The following is a 21,461-nucleotide window of genomic DNA, read 5'->3' on the forward strand; positions in this document are numbered from 1 at the left end:
AGAAAAACTGCACCCCCAATTGTTAGACTGTGTCTAACAATTGGGGTGCAGTTCATTAATCCCTACTCTTTTTCACTTTTACTCGATATGATAAACATTCATTTAAAGATGATTGCTCTTTATATTTCCCAGCTTCAAAATCATACGCTCCTCCTGGGAAAATCCCAACTATACTTAAATGAGCCTCGGCACATAAATTACTAATCTCATCTACAGCATAGCAGCGTAAAGATTGTGTCACGATATCATTTGAAGAATCTATTTCCCACCAATGGTCTAGCATTCTTGCATTTTCACTATCATATTCATACTTTCGTATTGCAGAACCTATCGGCATTTCTTGTCCATTGGCTTTTTCCCAATATAACGGTTGATAAATATCAATAAGTGCACATCCATCATCTTTCAACCAGTTATTTATACGCTTTAATAAAAATAATTGTTCCTCATCTGTTCCTACACCAAATCCGTCTAAATAAATAACAACATCAAACTTTTCTTTAAAGTTAATTTTATAAAAATCGGCGCAATGAACCTCAATGTCATTAGTAGAATGTTCTTTTGCAAACATAGCTAACTCCGGTACAAGCTCAACAGTAGTCATTTTTACATTCAAATTAGACATCGCCCTTGCAAATCCGCCATTTCCAGCTCCTAGTTCTAACATCGTCTGAATTGGATATCCAACTTGTTCTTGCACTTCTTTAGCAACTTCCTGTAACCAATTTTCATTATTTATATCATAGCTCATTAGTTCAAATTGTTTTTTATAAAATTCTTTTACATTTAATTCGTTCATTATTATTCTCCTCCTGCAAATTATTTTTCTGTTACAGGTGAGAAACTAAATTTCTAATCCCCATGAAAAATCCTCCTTTTGATTTCCCTACACTTACAATTCATCAAAATAATAAGAATTTTGAAAGTGAAAGTATAAAAAATAGATAATGGATTATTCCACTATCTACTCTTTAGCTACTCTTATTTTTCTTTTTGATACTCCATCCAGTCACCAGAATCAATAACTTTCAATATCATCTTTTTATCTTGAGCGATATACACATATGCCTCAATTTCCCTATCAGCAACATATACTGTTTGCGTGATTCGATCATATAAATCAGTCTCCGCATTACCTGTATATTCTTCTAGTTCATCTAACTTACACAATATCTCATCATTTACTACATAAACTTCTCCATACACCTTTTCTTCAATCGAATAAGTCATGGCCGGATATCCTTCGTTCGTATCAAATAATTTTCCATATGTCCAAGCTCTGTCTGCAATGCATGTTGCACCTAGCATATAATGAGCATTCGTTTGTCCTCTTCTTAACGTGCCATAAACGAAAACATGATACATAAATTCTTATCCCCTTTATATGTCTCTACTTTCTTATTTGTAAATAAGCACGAATCATAAAGTAACTCACTTCATTCGGAAGCTGTTCTTTAATAGATTTCAGACCACCCTCTGCATTTTGAACGGCAGTTTCAATAAGAGATTCATACTCTGATGGAACAAAACTTTGCCACTCTACTTCCATTCCATCCTCGTAGCAGCGAATTAAATGGTTTTCGATTGTTTGTCTTGATAAGTTGCGTTCTTTTGCAATCTCATTCAAATCAATACCTTGTTTATACATTTCATACGTTTCTAAATGAGAATTTGCGGACGCTTTTCCTGACTTTTTACGCTCTGAAACTACTTCTGTCTTAATCGTTTCAGCATAATTTGGATTTTCTTCAATAAAATGCTGAACTGCTTGTAAGAAGTGCGAGCCATATTTCACAAGTTTGTGTTCTCCGATACCTTTTACCGTCAACAATTCGGAATCACTTTGCGGCATTTTCACGCACATATCTTTCAATGTTTGGTCAGAGAAAATAACGAACGGAGGTACACCTTCTCCTTGTGCAATTTCTTTACGTACTTCACGAAGCACTTCAAATAAAGGATGGTCTTGAACAATTTGTCTTGTCTCTACTCGTTCTTTTCGTAAAACATTCTCTTTACCAAGTAATACTTCTTTCCCTTTTTCTGTTACTTTTAACGTCGGATAAGTGCCATGTTCAACTGCAATTAACTCATCTGAAATTAAAAACTCAATAAACTCACTGACCTCTTTTACACTACGGTTCGATAAAAGCCCATACGTTGGTAAAGTATGGAAATTAAATTCAATAACTTTCTTATTTTTCGACCCCGTTAATACTTGCGCTATCATTTGCTTTCCAAAGCGTTGGTTCGTTCTAATCATGCATGATAAAACCATTTGTGATTCCCTTGTCACATCGATGCTCTCGCGATTGTCTGTACAATTACCACAGCGTCCACAATCTTCTTTCGGTTCTTCTCCAAAGTATTGCAAAATGAATGATTGTAAACATTGTTCAGTATGACAGTAATCGGTCATATTTTGCAATTTTTCAAGTTCATTTGAAAAACGTGATTCTCCAGTTGATTGATCAATTAAAAACCGCTGTACTTGTACATCTTGAGAAGAATATAACAATATACATGTACTATCTAATCCATCACGACCAGCACGTCCCGCTTCTTGATAGTAACTTTCCATATTTTTTGGAAGCTGATAATGAATTACGTAACGAATATTCGATTTATCAATACCCATCCCGAATGCAGATGTTGCTACCATTACACTTACTTCATCTCGTAAAAAGAGTTCTTGTTGCTCATTTCGATCACTATCACTCATACCAGCATGATATTTTGATACAGAAACTCCTGCCTTCATTAAATCTTCATATAACTGATCGACTACTTTTCTAGTAGCTGCATATATAATCCCAGATTCCTTTTGATTTTGACGAATATAATCCGCCAAATATGCATTTCGATCTTGTCCTTTAATGACAGAAAACGATAAGTTCTCTCGCTCAAACGTTGTCATAATTGTATTTTCTTGATTAATTTCAAGTGTGTTACAAATATCTTCACGTACTTGCGGTGTTGCTGTTGCTGTTAATGCTAATACGAGCGGTTTTTCTGGAAGATAATCTAAAATGCGATGTATATGTAAATAACTTGGACGGAAATCATGTCCCCACTGTGAAATACAGTGTGCTTCATCAATCGCAATCATAGGGATTTTCATATCGATAAGTTGGTCAACAAACTCCATCGAATCAAGACGCTCAGGCGCCACATAAAGTAACTTGTAATGTCCTTGTTTCGCTAATTGAATTCGCTGATTTGCTTCAGCAATAGAAATAGAACTATTAATATATGTAGCTGAAATGCCATTCTGTACCAATGTATCTACTTGATCCTTCATAAGTGATATTAAAGGGGATATAACCAACGTCGTTCCTTCAAATACTAATGCCGGAATTTGATAACAAATCGACTTACCGCCACCTGTTGGCATAATACAAACTGTATCTTTCCCATCTAGTACATTTTTAATTGTTTCATCTTGTCCTCTTCGAAACGAAGAATAACCAAAGTAGGACGCTAAAAGTTCTTGTGCTTTAGTAAACAAAAAAGAGTCACCTGCTTTTCTTTATCTTTCATCTACTTCTATTATATCAATCACTTATACGACTTGAAAGGGATGAATAAATGCTTATTGTTTTTTCATTATTCTATATTTAATATGAATTAGCATCCGTGTTTTATATGTTTTACAACATTTATAACGTAAATCCAGTACACATGAAGAAAGAGTTTCAATTTAAATATTCATTTTATTTCCCTTTCTTGAATACTACTAATCGTATACATATAAATTCAGGAGGTTTCTATATGAAACATCGTAATATGAGTTCCATCACAACAAAAAAGAAAACAACACAACTCCAATTCTCTAATAATGATGCGTGGAAATATGAATCATACTATAAGTACCAGCCATTATTCTCTTATAAAAAGCTTTTACATTTTCTTTCTCAACTTTTTAGACGTTAATATATGCGCAAAAAATGTATCATTCACAGAAGTTTTCTCAATATTAAACGTATAGACTTACTACAATTCAGTTGTTACCATATATAATAATCTGTTGGATAAACCCCTTAAGTTGACCTGCTTATATTAGCAGGTCTTTTTCATGATTACATACTTCTGTGCACTTCAATCCCACTTCCAAGTCTTTTCTCCATTTTATAACTATATTTAAATCCCAACAATTAATGATAATCATAAATCGTTGGGATTTAAATTGTTCACATATAATTATGCAATTCTTCTTTCTCAATACACAAAACACATTTTACTTGTTACTATAAAAGTACTCCAGATGAGTTTTTGCTCATCGACATTATCTAGTTAATGGGGCCTGCCGCGGGAAGCAGGTCCCTTTGACTTTATGACGGTACCAATTTCATTTGGACACATTTACCAGGTTTTTTCAAAAGAATTTTATGATAACATTACGTAGTCGAGTCCGACATCTCGGCAATACCCTTTTGAGGGTCTGCAACTTCCCTTGCAGACTCTCTTTTACTTTATATTCATTTTATTCATATATACCACAACATCATTCGTTGAATTTCTCCATTTCAAATTCCCTAAAAATAATCTAGGACACGTAACTAAAAATAAATATTTATCATACTTTGAGTTATACATGTTCAAAGGAGTGTTACTATTTATGTATTCTTATTGGCAATCGTATTACTCCCCCTACCATAATCCTTATGTAAACTATGATTTATCCGTACGTAACTACCGAATTAGTAAAAACGAGAATTTTTTAAAAGGGTATATGCGTTCTTTATGGGAACAACACGTCGCTTGGACGAGATTGGCTATTATAAGTATTGTATTTAATTTACCAGATGTTAACGTTACTGTTGGACGGCTTCTACAAAACGCAACACATATGGGTCTATCACTTGAACCATTTTACGGTGAGGATGCAGTGAAAAAATATAGTGCATTAATTAAAGATCACTTAGTAATTGCAGCGGATCTTGTTAAAGCCGCAAAAGCTGGTGATCAAAATGCAGCGGCCGCTATAGAGAAAAAATGGTACGCTAATGGTGATGAAATTACTCAATTTCTTAACAGTATCAACCCATATATAGATAAAGAAGAATTTAGAAAAATGTTTTATGAACATTTAGCACTAACTAAGGCAGAAGCACTGGCATTCCTAAATAAAGATTATGAAGCAGGAGTAAAACTTTACGATAAAATTGAAAAAGAAGCATTAGAAATGGCCGACATGATAACAAACGCAATCGTAAAACAATTCCCGCAAGTATTTCAATAAAGTAAAACTTTAATCAGAGTAGGTATTACTACTAAGTAATACTTAATAAAAATAAGTCGATTTCCAAACATAAATCGGCTTATTTAGTTTTCTCTCCATGATATTTCACCTCTCCTCTTTACATTTAGCTTATATCGATATATTTTATTAATATCCGTTTTTTATAGGAGGAAATAGTTTGATTAACGCGATTGGTCTCGTTTTTATACTTACAAATAAACACGAGAAAAAAAAGAAAGTTTACTTAAATGAAAAATTTGCACTAATAGATATTATTGATTCTAAAGAAGTATTTGATGATGAAGGGAATCCTTTAGTAGAACTAACATGTAAATACAGTATATATTTAGATGAAAAATATTACTGTAAATCTCTCGATGATTATACCGGACAAGTATTTCCTTTCTTAAGTGCAAAAATAGGAAAAGGTCTTCTAAGAAACTTAAACTACTACTTTTCTTACGTTGATGCCTATGATAAGAAACCACCAGTTAAAGAAATAAGACCACTTATGAAACAAGTAACGAACAGATAGCGAAAAATACAAAAAAAAGAAAGCATCTAACTCTAGATGTTTTCTTTTTTATTGAAAACTCATTAACTTTCATCCTCTTCTAAAAGTATGTATCCAAGCATATTTTAAAATAAAAACATTGGAGGATTAGACTGAATGAAATACTCAGAAACAATTATAAGCAAACGACTTCGAATACTTAAACTGACGGGTATGTTTTTCATGCTAGTATTAATAGCATGGATTGGATATACAAAATTACTTTATGAAAACGGATTCCTTCAAGAAAAAAAGAATTCAGTAGAAGTAATGAATACTAGCATTACAGGAGAAATAGAGCAGCTTTTTCATATAAACTTGCAAGGTTATCGAAAAACAAGCCTTGATGCTGTTATAGAAGCAAGCAAAACCGATCCAAGCGAACTATCCCTAATTGAATTGGTCAACAAATCCTGCTCGCGAGATTGCATAGGCGAACCAGTAACATATGTAAACTCAAACAATGGATATATCTTTTATAAGGAATCTAATGGAACTAATGTAGCTATAACGGTTAAAAAGAAAGACACATGGGTAATTGTAAAGAAATCTGTTCAAGATGGATTATAATTCCCCCCCCAAAAAAAGAGTACGTATCGTACTCTTTTTTATTATTAATCCCCTTCCTCTTCATCCCTACAATGGCATTTCGGTTTTGTTTTACAATGACATTTTTCACACTCACATTTCGGTTTCTCTTTGCAACAACATTCGTGAAAATCTCTGCATTTACATCTACATCTCCCAAACATTAAATCATCCCAAAATTTATTACAATTTCGGGAATGCCCACAATGACAAGTATTCCCCATGAATATACTTCCTCCTAAATAGAATTCATCATACTCTATGTTTGAAAGTATACAAAGGCTTGTATATTAGTCTATTTTCTCCATATCATAAGTAGAGTTAGAAGATTATATAATAATTAGTCTTATCTCACATACTCATAGTACCACTTACGTGAATCTAACCAAGCTGTAAATTTATCGATATTTCCAGCCGAGTAACCATTCGTTATAGCATAACCAATGCCATCTTTCTGAACGACAATTTGTCCATCAATACCCGCATCAACCATCGCTTGAGCCAAAGCTTGTAAATTACTAAATGCTACACCGCCAGTTTTTACTTTGAGCAAATCCACTGCACCTCCTCCAGTTTGTCCTGTAAGAGCAAATACAATAGAATTAGCGATTTTATCAACATTCCATTTTGCCATGTCGGATTCATTGTCAATAAATCCTAATTCTATAAGAATAGCAGGTGCTTTCGTCCCATTTAATACCGCTAAATCTGTACGCTGTTTCGCACCTCGATTACGCCATCCAATATCTTTTGCTAGTTGAGCTGAGATTTTAGCCGCCAAGTCTTTCTGATCATAATACAGAACCTCAACACCCTGTCCATTTCCATTGCTCGCATTAAGATGAAAAGAAATAACTAAATCCACAGCATGGGAATTGCTTTTACGAATAATATTATTTAAATTTTGTGATTGAGTTGTCCCTACCTCGTCCGTATCGTCATAAACCGTGTGTCCCAAGGCTCTTAACTTAGCCGCCACAGCATCTTTAACTTGCCTATCCAGAACGTGTTCTCTCCGATTCCCAAAATTAGCACCTTGAACAATACTATTGTGTCCTCCGTGCAAACTATATCTGGCCATTATTCATCAACATCTCCTTTCTTAATATCCTATTCAAAACTTGTCTCATTGCTATTCCCACTTACAATCTTAACTGCACCAATACGTCATACATTTTCTAAAAGTGAAGGCAATTCGTTTTCGATTAAAAAAAGAGATGTCACTTCACAAATCGGATTCTTTATTCTCTAAATTGTATTAACTTGAATGGTAACACGAACAAAAAAGCATCACCTTTTTGGCGATGCTTAAAAACTCTATTTTACTTTTAGTTCCCTAAATAAAGTTTAAGATCATGGTGACCGAAACTATACCTATATTTCCGCCTCCTCCTTCACTGCCTCTTTTAACCTCTGCAACATATACCCAATTCCTTTACACCCCTCTAGCGGATATGTAATCATTTCTTCTGGATATAACTTTGTCACTACTTTTTTATGCTTCTTCCCTGCTAGTAAGACGATTTCGTCAAACTGTAGTAAACTTTTATCTACCATCTGTTTTTGTAATTTCTCTATACTTATTACCTCATCGCTTTTTGAATCAAATGCAAGATCATAGTTTTTTAATACAATATCATTTGGCCTTAAAAATCCATGTTTCGCTGATAATATAACCCAGTTTTCGAAAAACATGGATGCGTACGCCTGACATGCTTTTCCGAACGGACTAATATATACATCTTTTGCTTCCATCGGTCCGTAGTTTGAATGCTTATCCCAAATTTTCTTTTTTCCACATGGAATTATACATAGCCTTTTCATATATATTTCTACTCCCTTTACTTCAATAAATAAAATCCATTATTTTGTACATTTTTCTCTCGAAATACTATATAATAATTCTGAAAGTTTTAATTACACATTTTACCATATAAGTACTATGGATCACTCTCAATGCAAATATTATAATACCATAAAATTTTTTCTTTTTTCTTCAAAATAATAAAAATAAATTGCAATATTATGATGTGCGAATAAAAATTAAAAAGGAGGTTCGTAAAAATGAAAAATATTATCCCTGCACTATTAGTCTATTTTATCGTTTGCGTTATTTCCGTTATCATCCCAGCATCTGAAGGCTACAATTATGTCGGCTGGAAGTTATTTGTTGGGCAAGTGTATGCGATACCTATTTTCTTCATTACTGCGATAATCACATTTTATATAAACAAGAAAAAATCTTACGAATAAACAATTATAAGGATAGCTAACGCTATCCTTATTTTAATTCGTTAATCAAATCTAAAATAGCCCTTGCAGTACTTTGTATCCTTTCTTCCGAAAAGTCAAACGCAACACCTGTATTTTTATATATTTCCTGTATAGATAAATTCCAATCTGAACTCGCTCCCTCTTTAAAGAAAGTAATCGCTTGTTCCGGATTCTCTCGATAAATTTGAAACAATTGAATCGCTCCTATTTGTGCAATTGCATATTCAATTTTATAAAAAGGAAACTGAACAAAGTGAAATGACTCGAACCAACTAGAACCAATTTCATTCTCTACTCCTGCAATATCAACTGATGAATATTGATACCTTTTACATAGTTCAATATATTTCTCATCTCGCTCTTCTGGTGAATGATTTGGATTTGTATAAAGCCAGTGCTGGAATACATCTCCTGAAACTGACGATATTAATAACGATAAAGTACGATATAATTGAACTCGCTGTACTTCTTTATAATCATCCTCTTGCGTATAAAAAATAGTAAGCTTATCCATTAATAATAACTCCAGGCTAAGGGAATAAAGTTCCGCCACCTCTTCACGAAGGTATCTTTCCTGCATACTACTTTCATTGTTAAATTGTTTATAAAAATGTAATGCATGCCCCAATTCATGTATTAATGCATGAATTGCATAAAATGAAGGACTAAAATTAGAATAAATAAAAACGTCTTTACTATGAGGTAAGGTAAAGCAAGCAGCTCCTGATGCTTTATTTTTCCGTTCTTGTACGTCAATTAATCCCGCTTCCCTTATATGAGTAAATTCCTCATGAAAACATGAATCTGTCTTCCGAAACATTTCTTCAACCCCATCCAATAAATCAATGTAATTTTCAAATGAAGATTTTTGCAAATTACAAGGAGCAAGATCCCAAGGACGATACGTTTTTACATCAAGATTCTTTTTAAAAAGACTTCCTAACTGTTTCCAAATTGGTACAACACACTTTTCTATCGACTCATGAAACTTATAACAATCTTCAATACTATAATCTCTATTTTTTTGTTTAAAGGCATACTCACTATAATTATTAAACCCTGCATTTAAAGCCATCTGATTCCGCAATTGTACGAGTTCCTTCATAATACAATCTATTTCTATTTTTACTATACTTCTTGCTTCGCATAAAGCGTACCAAGCTTTTTCACGAATAGCTCTATTTTGGTTATCTATCCTTGCTTTTACGTATGCATACGTCTTTTGCTCACCTTCCCAATTAATAGATATGTTAGACATTATTTCTCTATATTTCGTAATAAGTTCTTGCTCTTTAACGGAAAGCGCTATGTTCTTTTCATTAAACATTTCACTCTTCACAAATCTTGCTTTTTTCATAAATCCATATTTCTGCTCATCTAATAAATCAGAAAACGGACAATCTCTAAATTTCTGGTCAAATTTTGCATTGTATCTTTTTAAAAGTGGCTGAATTTCATTTTGGTTATACATATGTATATCACGTATATTACTATCTTTTGTATCTCTATACATAGCGATTAAATTGATCGTTAACTCTTCTTCTATTTCTGCGTTTAAACTCAGCTCCTCCGAAAGCCAGCTCTCTAATTCTGAAACCGACGTAATATTTCGCTCTAAAAGTGACTGTAATTTACTCTCCAAATCATTCAACATACACAATCCTCCCCTTTTTAATTTTCTGTTTTTTAGAGATAAAAAAGGACAAGTAGCCAATCTGACTACTTGTCCTTGCTGTTTTTGTGTACTCAATAAAATTAAGCTTGGAATGCTTCTGTTAATACTGGTACGATTTGTTTTTTACGAGATACAACACCTTTTAAAGTAGCTGTGTTGTTTTCTAGTGATACGTTGTATGCTTTCTCAACAACGTTTGCTGCTTTACCGATCGCAAGACCGACAGAATCGTTAGTTAAGATATCCGTTACAACGAATAAGAATAGGTCTAAACCTTTCTCTTCTACTACTGCAGAGATTACTTTTTCAAGTTCCGCTTGGTGTACAAGAACGTCGTTTGTATCAACAGCGTTTACTTGTGCGATTTCAACTTTCGCATTATCCATTTGGAATTCTTTAGCGTCAAGAGAGATTAATTGCTCCATTGTTTTTCCGCTTAAGTCAGCACCAGCTTTTAACATTTCTAAGCCGTAGCTATCAGCATCTACACCAGCGATTTCCGCTAATTCACGAGCAGCTGCTACGTCTTGTTCTGTGCAAGTTGGAGATTTGAATAGTAAAGAATCTGAAATAATTGCAGATAACATTAAACCTGCAACTTCTTTACGAATTGTAACGCCATTTTCTTTGTACATTTTGTTTAAGATTGTAGCTGTACATCCAACTGGCTCACAACGATAGTATATAGGATCGCTTGTTTCAAAGTTAGCAATACGGTGATGGTCAATAACTTCTAACACACGAACTGATTCGATATCGTTAGCACTTTGTTGACGCTCGTTATGGTCAACTAAAATAACGTTGTCCACTTCGCTTGCTACTGTCTCAACAAAACGCGGTCCTTCTACTTTAAAATAGTCTAACGCAAATTGAGTTTCACCGCTGATTTCGCCTAAACGTACAGGCTCAGCATTCATTCCTAATTCTTTTTTCAATTCTGCATAAGCAATTGCAGAACAAATTGCATCTGTATCTGGGTTTTTATGCCCGAAAACTAGTACTTTTTCCATGTTTTCCACCTCTTCATGAAAAGGATATCTTAAAGAAGCAAATATGACAATATTTAAAGCATATTTTTTTATAAATAATTGCACTTTCTTCTATATTTTTCATCATTTTCATAAAAAAAATCATCTAAAATGAATTAGATGATCGAAATATATGTTTCAATTAAAATAGTGTAGGAGTTTGCACTACGTTGTTAAAAGCGAAATTTGAAGCTAAGCCATTATTCACAAGGTTTACATCTATAACTTGATAAAACGCATTTCCAGTGTCTGCAATTTCCCAAACAGCTAAAATAAGATGGTATCCACTACGGTCAGTTGGTACATTTGCTTCGTGCATTACTGTTGTCCCTGGTCTAGCTCCACCGTCATTTTTCACATAGAATGGCACTAAATCTAAATCTGATCGCGTTAAAGGTTTATTTGGATTCCAACCTTTTTTCGTAATATAATATTTCCACTCTTTTGTACTATGAGGAGCCGTTAGTTTCCACTTGAATGTATTCATCCCGCCATTTAACGTAACTTTCTTCCACCTATCTACAGTTTGAACATCTAAAGCGGGAAAATGACCAGCCCCTGCAATTTGTCCATCAGAAGGTCCTAGTTGCGGAAATCCACCTATCCCTTCTACGCTTTGTGGTTCATATTGAATCGGTCCACAATTTACATTTACCCCTTGCTTACATAAATAAGATCGGCTCGCTGGTGATTCTACATATCCATGAGCTGAAGCCTTTTCTGAAAATCCAAATGTTAATAATCCCGTAAGTAATACTCCACCACTTAAAATAACTTTCTTCATCTTTTGTAAACTATTCTTTTTCATACTTTCATCCCCTTCCGATAATAAAGCGAAAATAACTATAGTTGGCTAGTCATCTTCTCTACATTTATTATAAGACGAGAATCATTACTAAAAGAACCCTCTAAAAACTTTCTCAAATTCATTTAGTGCGTTAATTAGATTATAATTAACTATTTTAACACCGCCAGAAAAATATAGACTGTGTTAAAAATAGTTGTTTATTATTCACTTACTAATAATTAAGCACTCTCCCCGTTTGATTATATCTTAAATGTTTTTATAATAAATAACCGTAGCATCTAACTTTCCATTCGGAGAAATTGCATACTCTGGTATTGTTCCAACTTCTTGGTAGTCTAGTGATTTGTACAATTTATTGGAAGGATCTCCTTCTCTAGTATCTAATACTAAAAGAGACCTGTTTTCTTGCTTTGCTCGTTCCTCTGCTTTTTGCATAAGCGATCGTCCAATACCGTTACGTCTAAAGTTTGGATGAGTCATTAATTTACAAATCTCGGCTCTATGAATTCCGTTAGGCTTTGTAACTAATTGTAATTGAATACTCCCTGCTACTTCGTTGTTTATTTTAGCCACATACAATATCACTTCTGGCGCTAATACTGTTTGCCAATACTTTGTTGCGTCTTTTTGTTCCAGTGGAGGCAAAAAACCAATTGATGCCCCATCATTTACAACCATTTTCAAAAGTTTCGAAAGTTCTTCCATATCATTTTCTAGTTTCTTAATTTCTTCAATTACTAAATTTCGCATTACTTTTCCCCCTTTTGTTTCATTGTAACAATTTTTAAAGAAGGAATAATGAAATAATAAGATGAATTTATATTAAGATATGATTTTTTTTGAAAGGATAACGATATGAAATATATATTAGATAGAACGTACGCAAAAGAATTACTCGAATGGGCATATGAACAAAACCCGGGCCCTTGGTTTGAACATTCACTACATGTTGCTCAAGCAACTGAAAACATAATTATAGAACTTATAAAAAAAGGGTACAAGCTAGATGCTGACATAGCATATAATGCTGCCCTTTTGCATGATATCGGAAGATACAAAGGTTTTACCAAATCGGTCATTCATTCCTATGATGGTTATATGTATATGAATGATTTAGGGTATACAGGAAACGCTGTTATTTGTGTGACACACTCATTCCCATGCAAAAATGAACATATAGATATCGCAGCGGAGTGGAGTCTCGTTCCTCACCATATGAGAAGCCGGTTAGTTGAAATATTAAATGAACATTGTAACTACGACTTATACAATAAAGTAATTACTCTTTGTGACGCTCTTGCTGATGCGGATGGCTTTACTACGCTGGAAAGAAGATTAATTTCTGTTGGTTTGCGTCATGGTACAACATCTCATACATCTTTACATTGGAAAGGGTTTTATGCGATTAAGAAAGAATTAGAAGCTTTAATCGGTAAGAGTATATACACAGTTCTTCCTGATGTAGAAAAATCTATTTATGAAGATATAGAATATTAAATTGAATACAAATTGAAAACGATAAAAATTGAACCCATCCTAGATAATTTTTATACTCAAATTTAATTTCACATAAAAAACGTTTTAAACATAAAGTTTAAAACGTTTTTTATTCAATGCTTTTGATTTTTCAGTTCTGTTAAACACTCTTGCACTAAAGTTACCGCTTGACTCATCGCAGCTCCGCCAGCAAATGCTGCTGAAACACCACATGCTTCCAGAATCTCTTTATCCGAACATCCTTGATCAAGACAACCTTTTGTATGATAAATTGTACAATACTCATCTTGCATTGCTAAACTAATTCCTAATGCAATAAGTTGTTTTTCTCTTTTTGTTAAAGCACCCTCTTGAAAACAAGCTTGCGTGAACGCATTATATGTCTCAGCGATTTCAGGAATTTGATTTGTAAAACTACCTATACCTTCTTTATAATGATGTAGAATATCATTTATCGAACTATGTTGCTCATGTTCCATCTTATTCCCTCCAGTCATATTATCCATACCTATTGTAGTATGCGATGAAATGGAGGCAATATACCTTCTTTTAAATTAAGAATTTTCAGTTAATTTACGTTATAATTTTAAATTATCATCTACAATAACTTTTCCTCTAGAACTTTTTCTTTCAACCTCTTTACTTCTTTCTTCCCAAAATGTTAATCCTTCAATCCCCACATTTTTAGGATTAAATACTGGATCTTTCCCTTCTTTTTTCTGCGTTTCATAGTCTTTTAACACTTTTAATGCGATTTTACTTAATAATAGAATCGCGATTAAGTTTAACCATGCCATACTACCGATTCCTAAATCTCCGAAATTCCATAAAAGCGACGCTGATTCAACACTACCGATGTAAACCATAATTAAAAATCCAAATTTTAAAACTGGTTTTAACCAGCCATACTTCAATTGACGATCTAAATAAGTAAGTGTCGTTTCAGCAATATAGTAATAAGCGAGTAACGTTGTAAATGCAAAAAAGAAAATTGCAATTGAAATAAATATTGGACCAAATCCTGTCATCACAGTTTCAACTGCTTGTTGCGTATAAATTGGACCTGCTTCCACATTTCCTATGTTTTTTACAATAGCGCTTTTCCCTTCAGGTATAACATTATACATACCTGTAATTAATATCATAAGAGCTGTCGCTGTACATACGACAATTGTATCGATATATACGGAAAACGCTTGAACTAATCCTTGTTTTGCAGGATGCGATACTTCAGCAGCAGCCGAACTATACGTCGCTTCTCCGACACCAGCAACGTTTGAAAATACAGCGCGTTTTACACCCCATGCAATAGCTGCACCAACAATTCCACCAAACATTTCATTTACACCAAATGCGCTAGAGAAAATTAAAGCAAACATACTTGGAATCTCCGTTACATTCGCAATTAATATGATACATGTAACAATTACATAACCAATTGCCATAAATGGAACAAGCATTTGAGAAACGCCAGCAATTCTCTTTACACCACCAAAAATAATTGCTGCTAGTAACACGACTAAAAATATACCAGTTATATATTTGTTAATACCATTAGAGTTTTCGAATCCAACTGCGATACTACTAGATTGAATACCTGGTAATAACATGCCATATGAAAGTGTTACAACTACCGCTACAATGACTGCAAACCATTTCATTTTTAAACCTTTCTCAATGAAATATGGAGTACCGCCACGATATTCATTCCCTACTTTACTTTTGTATACTTGAGATAATGTTGATTCAACAAACGCACTCGCTGCCCCTAACAAAGCCATTACCCACATCCAAAATACAGCTCCAGGCCCGCCGAAAGCGATCGCTGTCGCTACCCCTGCAATATTACCAATTCCAACTCTTCCTGATAAGGCTAAACAAAATGCCTGAAAAGATGATATTCCCGTCTCGGAACTCTTTCCTTCAAATAATAGTTTAATCATCTCTTTAAAATAACGAATTTGCAAAAAACGTGTTGCAATCGTGAAATATACGCCTGCCCCTAATGCAAAAACAACTAAACCGATACTCCACACTTGCCCTACTAACCATTCTACTAAATTCTCCATCCAAATCCCCCTTATCATTCTTTGGAAAAGCAATTTTATATATAAGAAAACGGACAACTATTATCAAACTTTCTAGTTGTCCGCATCTTTCATTATTTCATCCCTCAATTTTTGTCAGTAAAACACCCTATTACTTTATATTTACCCAAACACTTTTCACTTCTGTATAATTATCAAGCGCATATGAACCTAATTCGCGGCCAATACCAGATTGTTTGTATCCACCAAATGGTGCAGCTGCATTTTCTAAGTTATAATCATTAATCCACACTGTTCCTGCTTTTAATTTATTTGCCACTTGATGACCCGTTTTGATATTTTGCGTCCATACACCCGCAGCAAGGCCATAGGATGAGTTGTTCGCTCGTTCAATTACTTCTTCTGTCGAATCAAATGGAAGTACAACAACAACTGGTCCAAATATTTCTTCCTTAACGATTGTCATATCGTCTGTAACATCTGTGAATACAGTTGGTTTAACGAAATAACCTTTTTCAAGCGCACGTTCGCCACCAGCCGCAACTGTAGCACCTTCTTTCTTCCCTTGCTCAATATAATGTAACACACGCTCTTGTTGTTTCTTAGATACGAGTGGACCCATTTCCGTTCCTTTCTCCATACCTGCTCCAAGTTTTACGTTGTTCGCCATTTTCACAAGTGCATCTACTACAGTTTCATAATGTTTACGATGAACAAATACACGTGATCCTGCGCTACAATTTTGACCGTGATTATACATAATACCTTGGAATGCACCATTAATTGCTTCTTCCAAGTCCGCATCTTCTAAAATGATATTTGGTGATTTGCCGCCAAGCTCTAACGTTACATGCTTAATCATTTCTGCAGACTGACGCATAATATACTTTCCTGTAACAGTAGATCCTGTAAAAGCAACTTTATCAATGTCATGATGATTTACAATTGCTGCTCCTGCTTCAGGACCAAAGCCTGGTACAAAGTTTACAACACCGTTTGGAAATCCAGCCTCTTTAAAGAGTTTTGCTGTATATAGTAAGGATAAAGGTGTTTGCTCTGCTGGTTTTAATACGATCGTACAACCTGTCGCCAGTGCAGCTCCCATTTTCCAAGAAGACATAACGAGCGGAAAGTTCCACGGAATAATCTGACCTACAACACCTACAGGTTCATGTCTCGTGTAATTTAAGTAATCTTTTGAAATTGGGATTGTTTGCCCAATAATTTTTGTAGCCCATCCTGCGTAATAACGATAATTTTCTACAGTCGCTGAAATATCATCATCAAGTGCTACTTGATATGGCTTTCCATTATCTAAAGCTTCTAGTTGCGCTAATTCTTCTCTATGTTCTTCAATTAAATCTGCTAATTTATAAATAAGATGCGCTCTTTCAGCAGTAGTCATTTCTGCCCACGGACCAGATTTAAATGCAGATCTTGCTGCTTTTACTGCAGCATCAATATCCTCTTCTTGCGCTTCACATACGACTGCTAGAACATCTTCTGTTGCTGGATTGTATGTTTCAAACGTCTTTCCGCCAATAGCAGAAACAAATTCGCCATTAATAAACATTTTAATTTCTTCATTTAAAAACGCTTCCACTTTTGGTTTCAGCTCAATATTTGTCTTTAACATTATGTTCTCCTCCTTATTTAAACAGCTGCATGAGCTGCAATATTTGATAAAATCGTTTGAAGCTTTTGATCTTCGTCAACAGTTAATCCTAGTCTTGGATAGCGAGAAGGTCCTCCCGCTTGCCCATGTAATTCCATGGAACGTTTAACGATTTGAACATATTTCCCTGATCCTTCAAGAAACTCGCAAAGTGGTAAAATAGCATCGTTTATTTCCCACACCTTTTCTAATTCACCATTTTGAAAATGCTCATACATTTTTGTAACGAGACCGGGAACGATATTTCCTGCTACTGAAACCCATCCCGAAGCACCAACTAAATATGATTCCATAACTAAATCTTCAGAACCACAGAAGACTTGGAAAGCCCCTTCACTTTGTCTTACTAAATCTCTCGCTTTTCGAATATCTCCGCTAGATTCTTTAATATGTGTAACATTTTCACACTCTTTTCCAATACGGAGCATTAGCTCTGTACTCATATCGACACCAGAAGTAAATGGGTTATTGTATAGCATAATTGGTATATTTACAGAGTTTGAGATTTCTTTAAAATGAAAATAAATCTCCTCTTCCTTCGGTTTACAATAGTAAGAGTTTATAATTAATGCACAATCCGCTCCGTGCGCTTCTGCATGTTTCGTATATTCAATTGTTTCTTTTGTGGTCTCTGCTGCAGTTCCAACAATGACTGGAATACGGCCATCAATTTCTTTCAACACAGTTTCTACCATTTTAAATCGTTCTTCTTTTGATAAACTTACAAACTCTCCTGTACTTCCATTAATGATAATACCTGCAACCTTTTGTTCGATAAAGTAATTTACATTTTGTTTTATCCCATCCCAATTAATTTCCTGAAATTCATCCATCGGTGTTATTAATACTGGAAATGCCCCTTTAATTTTTTGCATATTTATCTCTCCCTATCACATTTTATTTTAATAAGAATCCTGCCGGAAACGGATCCGTAGGGTCTAATAGAAACGTCTGCATCCCTGTAATAAATCCTCTACTTTCAAAACGGAAAATGTATCCTAGTTCCTCCTTCTTCACTTTTTCCACAGTTATAAAACTATTAAATATACTTTCATTTTTAAAAGGTTGATCCGCCATATAATCATTTTTAAATAATGCATGAACATAGGAAACAATAGTAGAAACAAACCCTGGTGAACGTACGATAAAGTTATCTTCATGAAATGTAATCGACTTTATATGGTTCTTTTCTTTTTGCGAAGGATCTACTAAAATAAGCCTTTTTATTAGCGACTGTTTTTGTATAGCCTGCAGTGTAGCTTCTCCCCATCTTTTCAATTCTGAAATGTTTTCAACACGAATTTCTGGTGAATACGTATCCTTTTCTACTACTGCATATACTTTATCTGCCTGTATGAGAGAGTAAGTGATATTACCACTCTTTAAATTTTCCTCAATCATATAGCATAGTTTGCTTTCAAACGAAACAGATATAACTTCATCATTCTCTACATACGCATGAACTAAAAATATTCCAGATAACGTTTCAATTTTATATTGATTGGACTCTCTCTTTTTTAAATACCCACTTTCGAGTAACATCGTTATTACCGCAACAATGCCCCCATAATGAAGCGGAATCGAACCTTCATGATTAAAAAATAATACAGCTGCATCTACTTCATTATGGATAGATGGAACGACAATACACCCATTCAAACCGATAAAACCACGTGGTTCATTTAATAAAAGCTTCATCTCTTCTGCTAATTCACCTGAAAATTGTTCATTTAATTGCTCCAAACTGTAGTAGTATTTGCATGGTACGTCTTTCATTACACGAAATGCCTCGCCATTTACATGTACGTCTACTGCTGTATACATTTTTTGAATGTTCATTTTATATCCTCCGTTTCATGTTCCATCGGCGGAATTAGCAAAAATCCTTCTTTGAGTGGATCCATTTCATTGTAAAAAAATTTATGCATACCCATAAGCCAAGCTGATCCCGTAATTTTCGTTATGACAGCTTCAATATTTTCAACATGTGTCGTATTCATGACATATCCTTTAAATAAAGAACCAACGATACTCTCATGAATGAACTCTTCACCAATTTTGATTTCTTTCCGAGCGTATAATACAGCTAGTTTAGCAGATGTTCCTGTACCGCATGGGGATCGATCTATTCCGCCTGGTGGTACAACAACTGTATTTTTCACATGCGCACATTCATGAGTAGCATCTGTATAAAATTCAACATGTGTTAATCCTCTAATAAACGAATACTCTGGATGAATGATTTCAAACTTCTCATTAATTGTGTTTCTTATATGAATCGCCTTATCGATGATTGTAGATGCATTTTCTGGTACTAATTCTAGGCCTACTGACTTCGCATCAATAATGGCATAAAAATTCCCTCCATACGCAATATCAGCCTCTACAGTTCCAATGTCTTTGACGTGTACAGTAATATTTTTCAATAAAAAAGCTGGTATGTTACAGAAAGATACCTCTTTTGCTTTTCCATCTTGAACAGCAATATCTACTTCCACTAAGCCAGCCGGGGTATCTAGTTTTAAAGAAGTAATCGGTTCAACTACTGGAATTAAACCTGATTCAACTAACGCTGTACATACACCGATTGTATCGTGACCGCACATCGGTAAGTATCCACCTGTCTCTATGTATATAACACCTATATCAGCCTCAGGATGACATGGGTCTGTTAATAATGCCCCTGACATTACATCATGACCACGCGGTTCATTCATTAACAATTTTCGAATCCAATCATATTCCTTTTTCATATGTAACATCTTCTCTGCCATCGTCTCTCCAATCAACTTTGGAAGTCCGCTAATTAATGTCCTCGTTGGATTCCCGCCCGTATGTGTATCAATAGTCGTAAAGACTCTTTGTGACCTCATCCGTTTAACACCCTTTCTGTAAAACGACTCAAACGAAGTGGTTCAATAGGAATAATTGTCTCTTTTTCATTTAATAACTCTTCAATTACTTTCCCAGTAACTGCTGCAAGACTAATCCCATCCCCTTCATGTCCAGCGGCAATGAAATAATTCGGAATATGTTCGACTCGTGAAATAATCGGCAAATGATCTTCTGTCCACGGACGTAAACCAGCGTAAGAACGAATTACCATCATATCTGCCATTTTCGGATAAAAGCGAATCGCTCTATTTGCGATACATTTAATGACTTCATTGTTTATTCTCGTATGAAACCCTACAAATTCACGACTACTTCCAATTAAGAAATTTTGACTTTCAGTAGGCTCAAATACGAGCGCAACCCCGTATTTTTCAGTTAAAGCATCTACTTTTCTTTTTCCGCCAAATTTAGAAATTAAATAACCGAATTCCATTACTTTACGGCATCCTACATGTTGTTGCCTTGATGCTACTATAATATGCCCTTTTCTCGGTTCAATTGGTATATTTACATTTAACATCTGACCAATCTTAGGAGCCCACACACCGGCTGCATTTACAACTTGTTTTGCTGTAAAAGTACCATTCGTAGTTTCTACAACAAATGAACCATTCGTCTCTATTTTCATACTCTTTACTTCGGTCTGCTTAAAGGCTTTTGCGCCAAACTTTTGTGCCTCTGACAGAAGCGAGAAAGCAAGGAGATATGGATTCACAGTTGAATCCGTCGCACATTCTAAACCGCCTAATAAATCATCAGCAAAAAAAGTCGACTCTTCTCTTATATCTTGCCTATCAAGCATTCGAAACGGTAATCCAGCTTTTTTTTGCCGATTTACCCATTGCTGTGCAGCCTCCATCTCTTCGTCTGACTCACATACGAGAATACTTCCTGGTGCCCTATATTCAAATGAATGCTCTAATTCTTCACTTAAATTAGTTACTAATTTTTGACTTACTAAAGACATTTGACTATCAAACCCTGGGTCTTTATCAATGGCCAAAATATTCCCATCACACCGTGAAGACGTCCCGCTGACAAATTCTCCTTTTTCAATGATTGTTACGTCTCTTCCGTATTTTGAAGTGTAATAAGCGATAGAACACCCTATTATTCCACCACCTATAATTAAAACGTCGCAGTGCCTCACAATATACTCCTCCTTTCCCTAAACCTCT

General features: G+C 34.6%; 23 protein-coding genes. 6 read left to right on the forward strand and 17 right to left on the reverse strand.

All coding sequences use genetic code 11. The features are described from left to right. Positions 1 to 55 precede the first annotated feature (55 nt). From CQ064_RS28815 to recQ, 3 genes are all read right to left on the reverse strand, one after another. Positions 56 to 799 carry a class I SAM-dependent methyltransferase gene (locus CQ064_RS28815; protein WP_001004314.1) on the reverse strand — a complete coding sequence of 248 codons (744 nt, stop codon included), beginning with the start codon at positions 797 to 799 and terminating at the stop codon, positions 56 to 58. Positions 800 to 981: 182 nt separating this feature from the next. Next, a complete protein-coding gene (locus CQ064_RS28820) occupies positions 982 to 1,365 on the reverse strand; it encodes a gamma-glutamylcyclotransferase family protein (RefSeq protein ID WP_000274900.1) in 384 nt (127 codons plus the stop codon). Between the two features lie 25 nt (positions 1,366 to 1,390). Next, complete coding sequence (gene recQ / locus CQ064_RS28825; protein WP_000494276.1) at positions 1,391 to 3,508, reverse strand: DNA helicase RecQ; 2,118 nt, start codon at positions 3,506 to 3,508, stop codon at positions 1,391 to 1,393. Positions 3,509 to 3,771: 263 nt separating this feature from the next. Here recQ and CQ064_RS33770 point away from each other — a divergent pair, with 263 nt between their 5' ends. The 4 genes from CQ064_RS33770 to CQ064_RS28845 all read left to right on the forward strand — a co-directional run bounded on the left by CQ064_RS33770 (position 3,772) and on the right by CQ064_RS28845 (position 6,365). Continuing rightward, positions 3,772 to 3,933 carry a hypothetical protein gene (locus CQ064_RS33770; RefSeq protein WP_000682745.1) on the forward strand — a complete coding sequence of 54 codons (162 nt, stop codon included), beginning with the start codon at positions 3,772 to 3,774 and terminating at the stop codon, positions 3,931 to 3,933. Positions 3,934 to 4,618: 685 nt separating this feature from the next. Then, positions 4,619 to 5,242 carry a hypothetical protein gene (locus CQ064_RS28835; RefSeq protein ID WP_000287723.1) on the forward strand — a complete coding sequence of 208 codons (624 nt, stop codon included), beginning with the start codon at positions 4,619 to 4,621 and terminating at the stop codon, positions 5,240 to 5,242. 178 nt (positions 5,243 to 5,420) lie between these two features. Then, entirely contained in the window at positions 5,421 to 5,777 is a 357-nt protein-coding gene (locus CQ064_RS28840) for a hypothetical protein (RefSeq protein WP_000606231.1), read from the forward strand. 135 nt (positions 5,778 to 5,912) lie between these two features. Further along, positions 5,913 to 6,365 (forward strand): hypothetical protein, encoded by a 453-nt coding sequence (locus CQ064_RS28845; RefSeq protein ID WP_000877567.1) that lies wholly within the window; start codon positions 5,913 to 5,915, stop codon positions 6,363 to 6,365. Here the strand turns inward: CQ064_RS28845 and CQ064_RS34230 are convergent. The 3 genes from CQ064_RS34230 to CQ064_RS28860 form a co-directional block, all read right to left on the reverse strand. After that, positions 6,310 to 6,543: a hypothetical protein gene (locus CQ064_RS34230; RefSeq protein ID WP_014482056.1), complete on the reverse strand. Its 234-nt coding sequence runs from the start codon at positions 6,541 to 6,543 to the stop codon at positions 6,310 to 6,312. The genes CQ064_RS28845 and CQ064_RS34230 overlap by 56 nt on opposite strands. 186 nt (positions 6,544 to 6,729) lie before the next feature. Further along, a complete protein-coding gene (locus tag CQ064_RS28855) occupies positions 6,730 to 7,464 on the reverse strand; it encodes an N-acetylmuramoyl-L-alanine amidase (protein WP_000135301.1) in 735 nt (244 codons plus the stop codon). A gap of 293 nt (positions 7,465 to 7,757) precedes the next feature. After that, positions 7,758 to 8,207: a DUF6884 domain-containing protein gene (locus CQ064_RS28860; protein ID WP_000824876.1), complete on the reverse strand. Its 450-nt coding sequence runs from the start codon at positions 8,205 to 8,207 to the stop codon at positions 7,758 to 7,760. Positions 8,208 to 8,447: 240 nt separating this feature from the next. On the opposite strand from CQ064_RS28860, the gene CQ064_RS28865 reads away from it, so the two are divergent. Continuing rightward, on the forward strand, positions 8,448 to 8,636 hold the full coding sequence (locus CQ064_RS28865) for a DUF4017 family protein (protein ID WP_000789485.1): 189 nt from the start codon (positions 8,448 to 8,450) through the stop codon (positions 8,634 to 8,636). A 28-nt stretch (positions 8,637 to 8,664) separates the two neighbouring features. Here the strand turns inward: CQ064_RS28865 and CQ064_RS28870 are convergent, their stop codons facing one another. The 4 genes from CQ064_RS28870 to CQ064_RS28890 all read right to left on the reverse strand — a co-directional run bounded on the left by CQ064_RS28870 (position 8,665) and on the right by CQ064_RS28890 (position 12,918). After that, positions 8,665 to 10,311 (reverse strand): M3 family oligoendopeptidase, encoded by a 1,647-nt coding sequence (locus tag CQ064_RS28870; RefSeq protein ID WP_000930875.1) that lies wholly within the window; start codon positions 10,309 to 10,311, stop codon positions 8,665 to 8,667. 101 nt (positions 10,312 to 10,412) lie between these two features. Then, complete coding sequence (gene ppaC / locus CQ064_RS28880) at positions 10,413 to 11,342, reverse strand: manganese-dependent inorganic pyrophosphatase (protein WP_000416869.1); 930 nt, start codon at positions 11,340 to 11,342, stop codon at positions 10,413 to 10,415. A gap of 160 nt (positions 11,343 to 11,502) precedes the next feature. Then, positions 11,503 to 12,168 (reverse strand): lytic polysaccharide monooxygenase, encoded by a 666-nt coding sequence (locus CQ064_RS28885; RefSeq protein ID WP_000742274.1) that lies wholly within the window; start codon positions 12,166 to 12,168, stop codon positions 11,503 to 11,505. A 246-nt stretch (positions 12,169 to 12,414) separates the two neighbouring features. Then, complete coding sequence (locus tag CQ064_RS28890; RefSeq protein ID WP_001245254.1) at positions 12,415 to 12,918, reverse strand: GNAT family N-acetyltransferase; 504 nt, start codon at positions 12,916 to 12,918, stop codon at positions 12,415 to 12,417. A 105-nt stretch (positions 12,919 to 13,023) separates the two neighbouring features. Between CQ064_RS28890 and CQ064_RS28895 the strand changes: the two genes are divergently transcribed. Beyond that, positions 13,024 to 13,665: an HD domain-containing protein gene (locus tag CQ064_RS28895; protein ID WP_000875115.1), complete on the forward strand. Its 642-nt coding sequence runs from the start codon at positions 13,024 to 13,026 to the stop codon at positions 13,663 to 13,665. Between the two features lie 113 nt (positions 13,666 to 13,778). Here the strand turns inward: CQ064_RS28895 and CQ064_RS28900 are convergent, their stop codons facing one another. From CQ064_RS28900 to CQ064_RS28930, 7 genes are all read right to left on the reverse strand, one after another. Further along, the gene (locus CQ064_RS28900; protein ID WP_003270796.1) at positions 13,779 to 14,171 is read right to left on the reverse strand and encodes a carboxymuconolactone decarboxylase family protein; all 393 of its coding nucleotides are present in this window, start codon (positions 14,169 to 14,171) and stop codon (positions 13,779 to 13,781) included. 72 nt (positions 14,172 to 14,243) lie between these two features. Then, positions 14,244 to 15,734 carry an alanine/glycine:cation symporter family protein gene (locus CQ064_RS28905; RefSeq protein ID WP_000429514.1) on the reverse strand — a complete coding sequence of 497 codons (1,491 nt, stop codon included), beginning with the start codon at positions 15,732 to 15,734 and terminating at the stop codon, positions 14,244 to 14,246. A gap of 130 nt (positions 15,735 to 15,864) precedes the next feature. Further along, entirely contained in the window at positions 15,865 to 17,349 is a 1,485-nt protein-coding gene (locus CQ064_RS28910) for an aldehyde dehydrogenase family protein (RefSeq protein ID WP_000920978.1), read from the reverse strand. 17 nt (positions 17,350 to 17,366) lie between these two features. Next, entirely contained in the window at positions 17,367 to 18,263 is an 897-nt protein-coding gene (gene dapA, locus CQ064_RS28915; protein ID WP_001169447.1) for a 4-hydroxy-tetrahydrodipicolinate synthase, read from the reverse strand. A gap of 22 nt (positions 18,264 to 18,285) precedes the next feature. Beyond that, positions 18,286 to 19,227 carry a proline racemase family protein gene (locus tag CQ064_RS28920; RefSeq protein WP_001025563.1) on the reverse strand — a complete coding sequence of 314 codons (942 nt, stop codon included), beginning with the start codon at positions 19,225 to 19,227 and terminating at the stop codon, positions 18,286 to 18,288. Continuing rightward, complete coding sequence (locus tag CQ064_RS28925; RefSeq protein ID WP_001257538.1) at positions 19,224 to 20,261, reverse strand: proline racemase family protein; 1,038 nt, start codon at positions 20,259 to 20,261, stop codon at positions 19,224 to 19,226. Before CQ064_RS28925 ends, CQ064_RS28920 begins: the two co-directional genes overlap by 4 nt. Then, entirely contained in the window at positions 20,258 to 21,433 is a 1,176-nt protein-coding gene (locus CQ064_RS28930; RefSeq protein ID WP_001215281.1) for an NAD(P)/FAD-dependent oxidoreductase, read from the reverse strand. Before CQ064_RS28930 ends, CQ064_RS28925 begins: the two co-directional genes overlap by 4 nt. Positions 21,434 to 21,461 lie beyond the last annotated feature (28 nt).

It is taken from the genome of Bacillus sp. MYb78 (assembly GCF_002975115.1).
Classification (GTDB): Bacteria; Bacillota; Bacilli; order Bacillales; family Bacillaceae_G; genus Bacillus_A; species Bacillus_A cereus.

Bases quoted from the DNA above. Each gene is read 5' to 3' on its own strand.
- CQ064_RS28900 (WP_003270796.1), bottom strand. From the start codon at position 14,171: ATGGATAATATGACTGGAGGGAATAAGATGGAACATGAGCAACATAGT.
- CQ064_RS28895 (WP_000875115.1), top strand. From the start codon at position 13,024: ATGAAATATATATTAGATAGAACGTACGCAAAAGAATTACTCGAATGG.
- CQ064_RS28890 (WP_001245254.1), bottom strand. From the start codon at position 12,918: ATGCGAAATTTAGTAATTGAAGAAATTAAGAAACTAGAAAATGATATG.
- CQ064_RS28855 (WP_000135301.1), bottom strand. From the start codon at position 7,464: ATGGCCAGATATAGTTTGCACGGAGGACACAATAGTATTGTTCAAGGT.
- CQ064_RS28820 (WP_000274900.1), bottom strand. From the start codon at position 1,365: ATGTATCATGTTTTCGTTTATGGCACGTTAAGAAGAGGACAAACGAAT.
- CQ064_RS28910 (WP_000920978.1), bottom strand. From the start codon at position 17,349: ATGTTAAAGACAAATATTGAGCTGAAACCAAAAGTGGAAGCGTTTTTA.
- CQ064_RS28865 (WP_000789485.1), top strand. From the start codon at position 8,448: ATGAAAAATATTATCCCTGCACTATTAGTCTATTTTATCGTTTGCGTT.
- CQ064_RS28845 (WP_000877567.1), top strand. From the start codon at position 5,913: ATGAAATACTCAGAAACAATTATAAGCAAACGACTTCGAATACTTAAA.
- CQ064_RS28835 (WP_000287723.1), top strand. From the start codon at position 4,619: ATGTATTCTTATTGGCAATCGTATTACTCCCCCTACCATAATCCTTAT.
- CQ064_RS28815 (WP_001004314.1), bottom strand. From the start codon at position 799: ATGAACGAATTAAATGTAAAAGAATTTTATAAAAAACAATTTGAACTA.
- CQ064_RS28920 (WP_001025563.1), bottom strand. From the start codon at position 19,227: ATGAACATTCAAAAAATGTATACAGCAGTAGACGTACATGTAAATGGC.
- CQ064_RS28885 (WP_000742274.1), bottom strand. From the start codon at position 12,168: ATGAAAAAGAATAGTTTACAAAAGATGAAGAAAGTTATTTTAAGTGGT.
- ppaC (WP_000416869.1), bottom strand. From the start codon at position 11,342: ATGGAAAAAGTACTAGTTTTCGGGCATAAAAACCCAGATACAGATGCA.
- dapA (WP_001169447.1), bottom strand. From the start codon at position 18,263: ATGCAAAAAATTAAAGGGGCATTTCCAGTATTAATAACACCGATGGAT.
- CQ064_RS28905 (WP_000429514.1), bottom strand. From the start codon at position 15,734: ATGGAGAATTTAGTAGAATGGTTAGTAGGGCAAGTGTGGAGTATCGGT.
- CQ064_RS28860 (WP_000824876.1), bottom strand. From the start codon at position 8,207: ATGAAAAGGCTATGTATAATTCCATGTGGAAAAAAGAAAATTTGGGAT.
- CQ064_RS33770 (WP_000682745.1), top strand. From the start codon at position 3,772: ATGAAACATCGTAATATGAGTTCCATCACAACAAAAAAGAAAACAACA.
- CQ064_RS28925 (WP_001257538.1), bottom strand. From the start codon at position 20,261: ATGAGGTCACAAAGAGTCTTTACGACTATTGATACACATACGGGCGGG.
- CQ064_RS28870 (WP_000930875.1), bottom strand. From the start codon at position 10,311: ATGTTGAATGATTTGGAGAGTAAATTACAGTCACTTTTAGAGCGAAAT.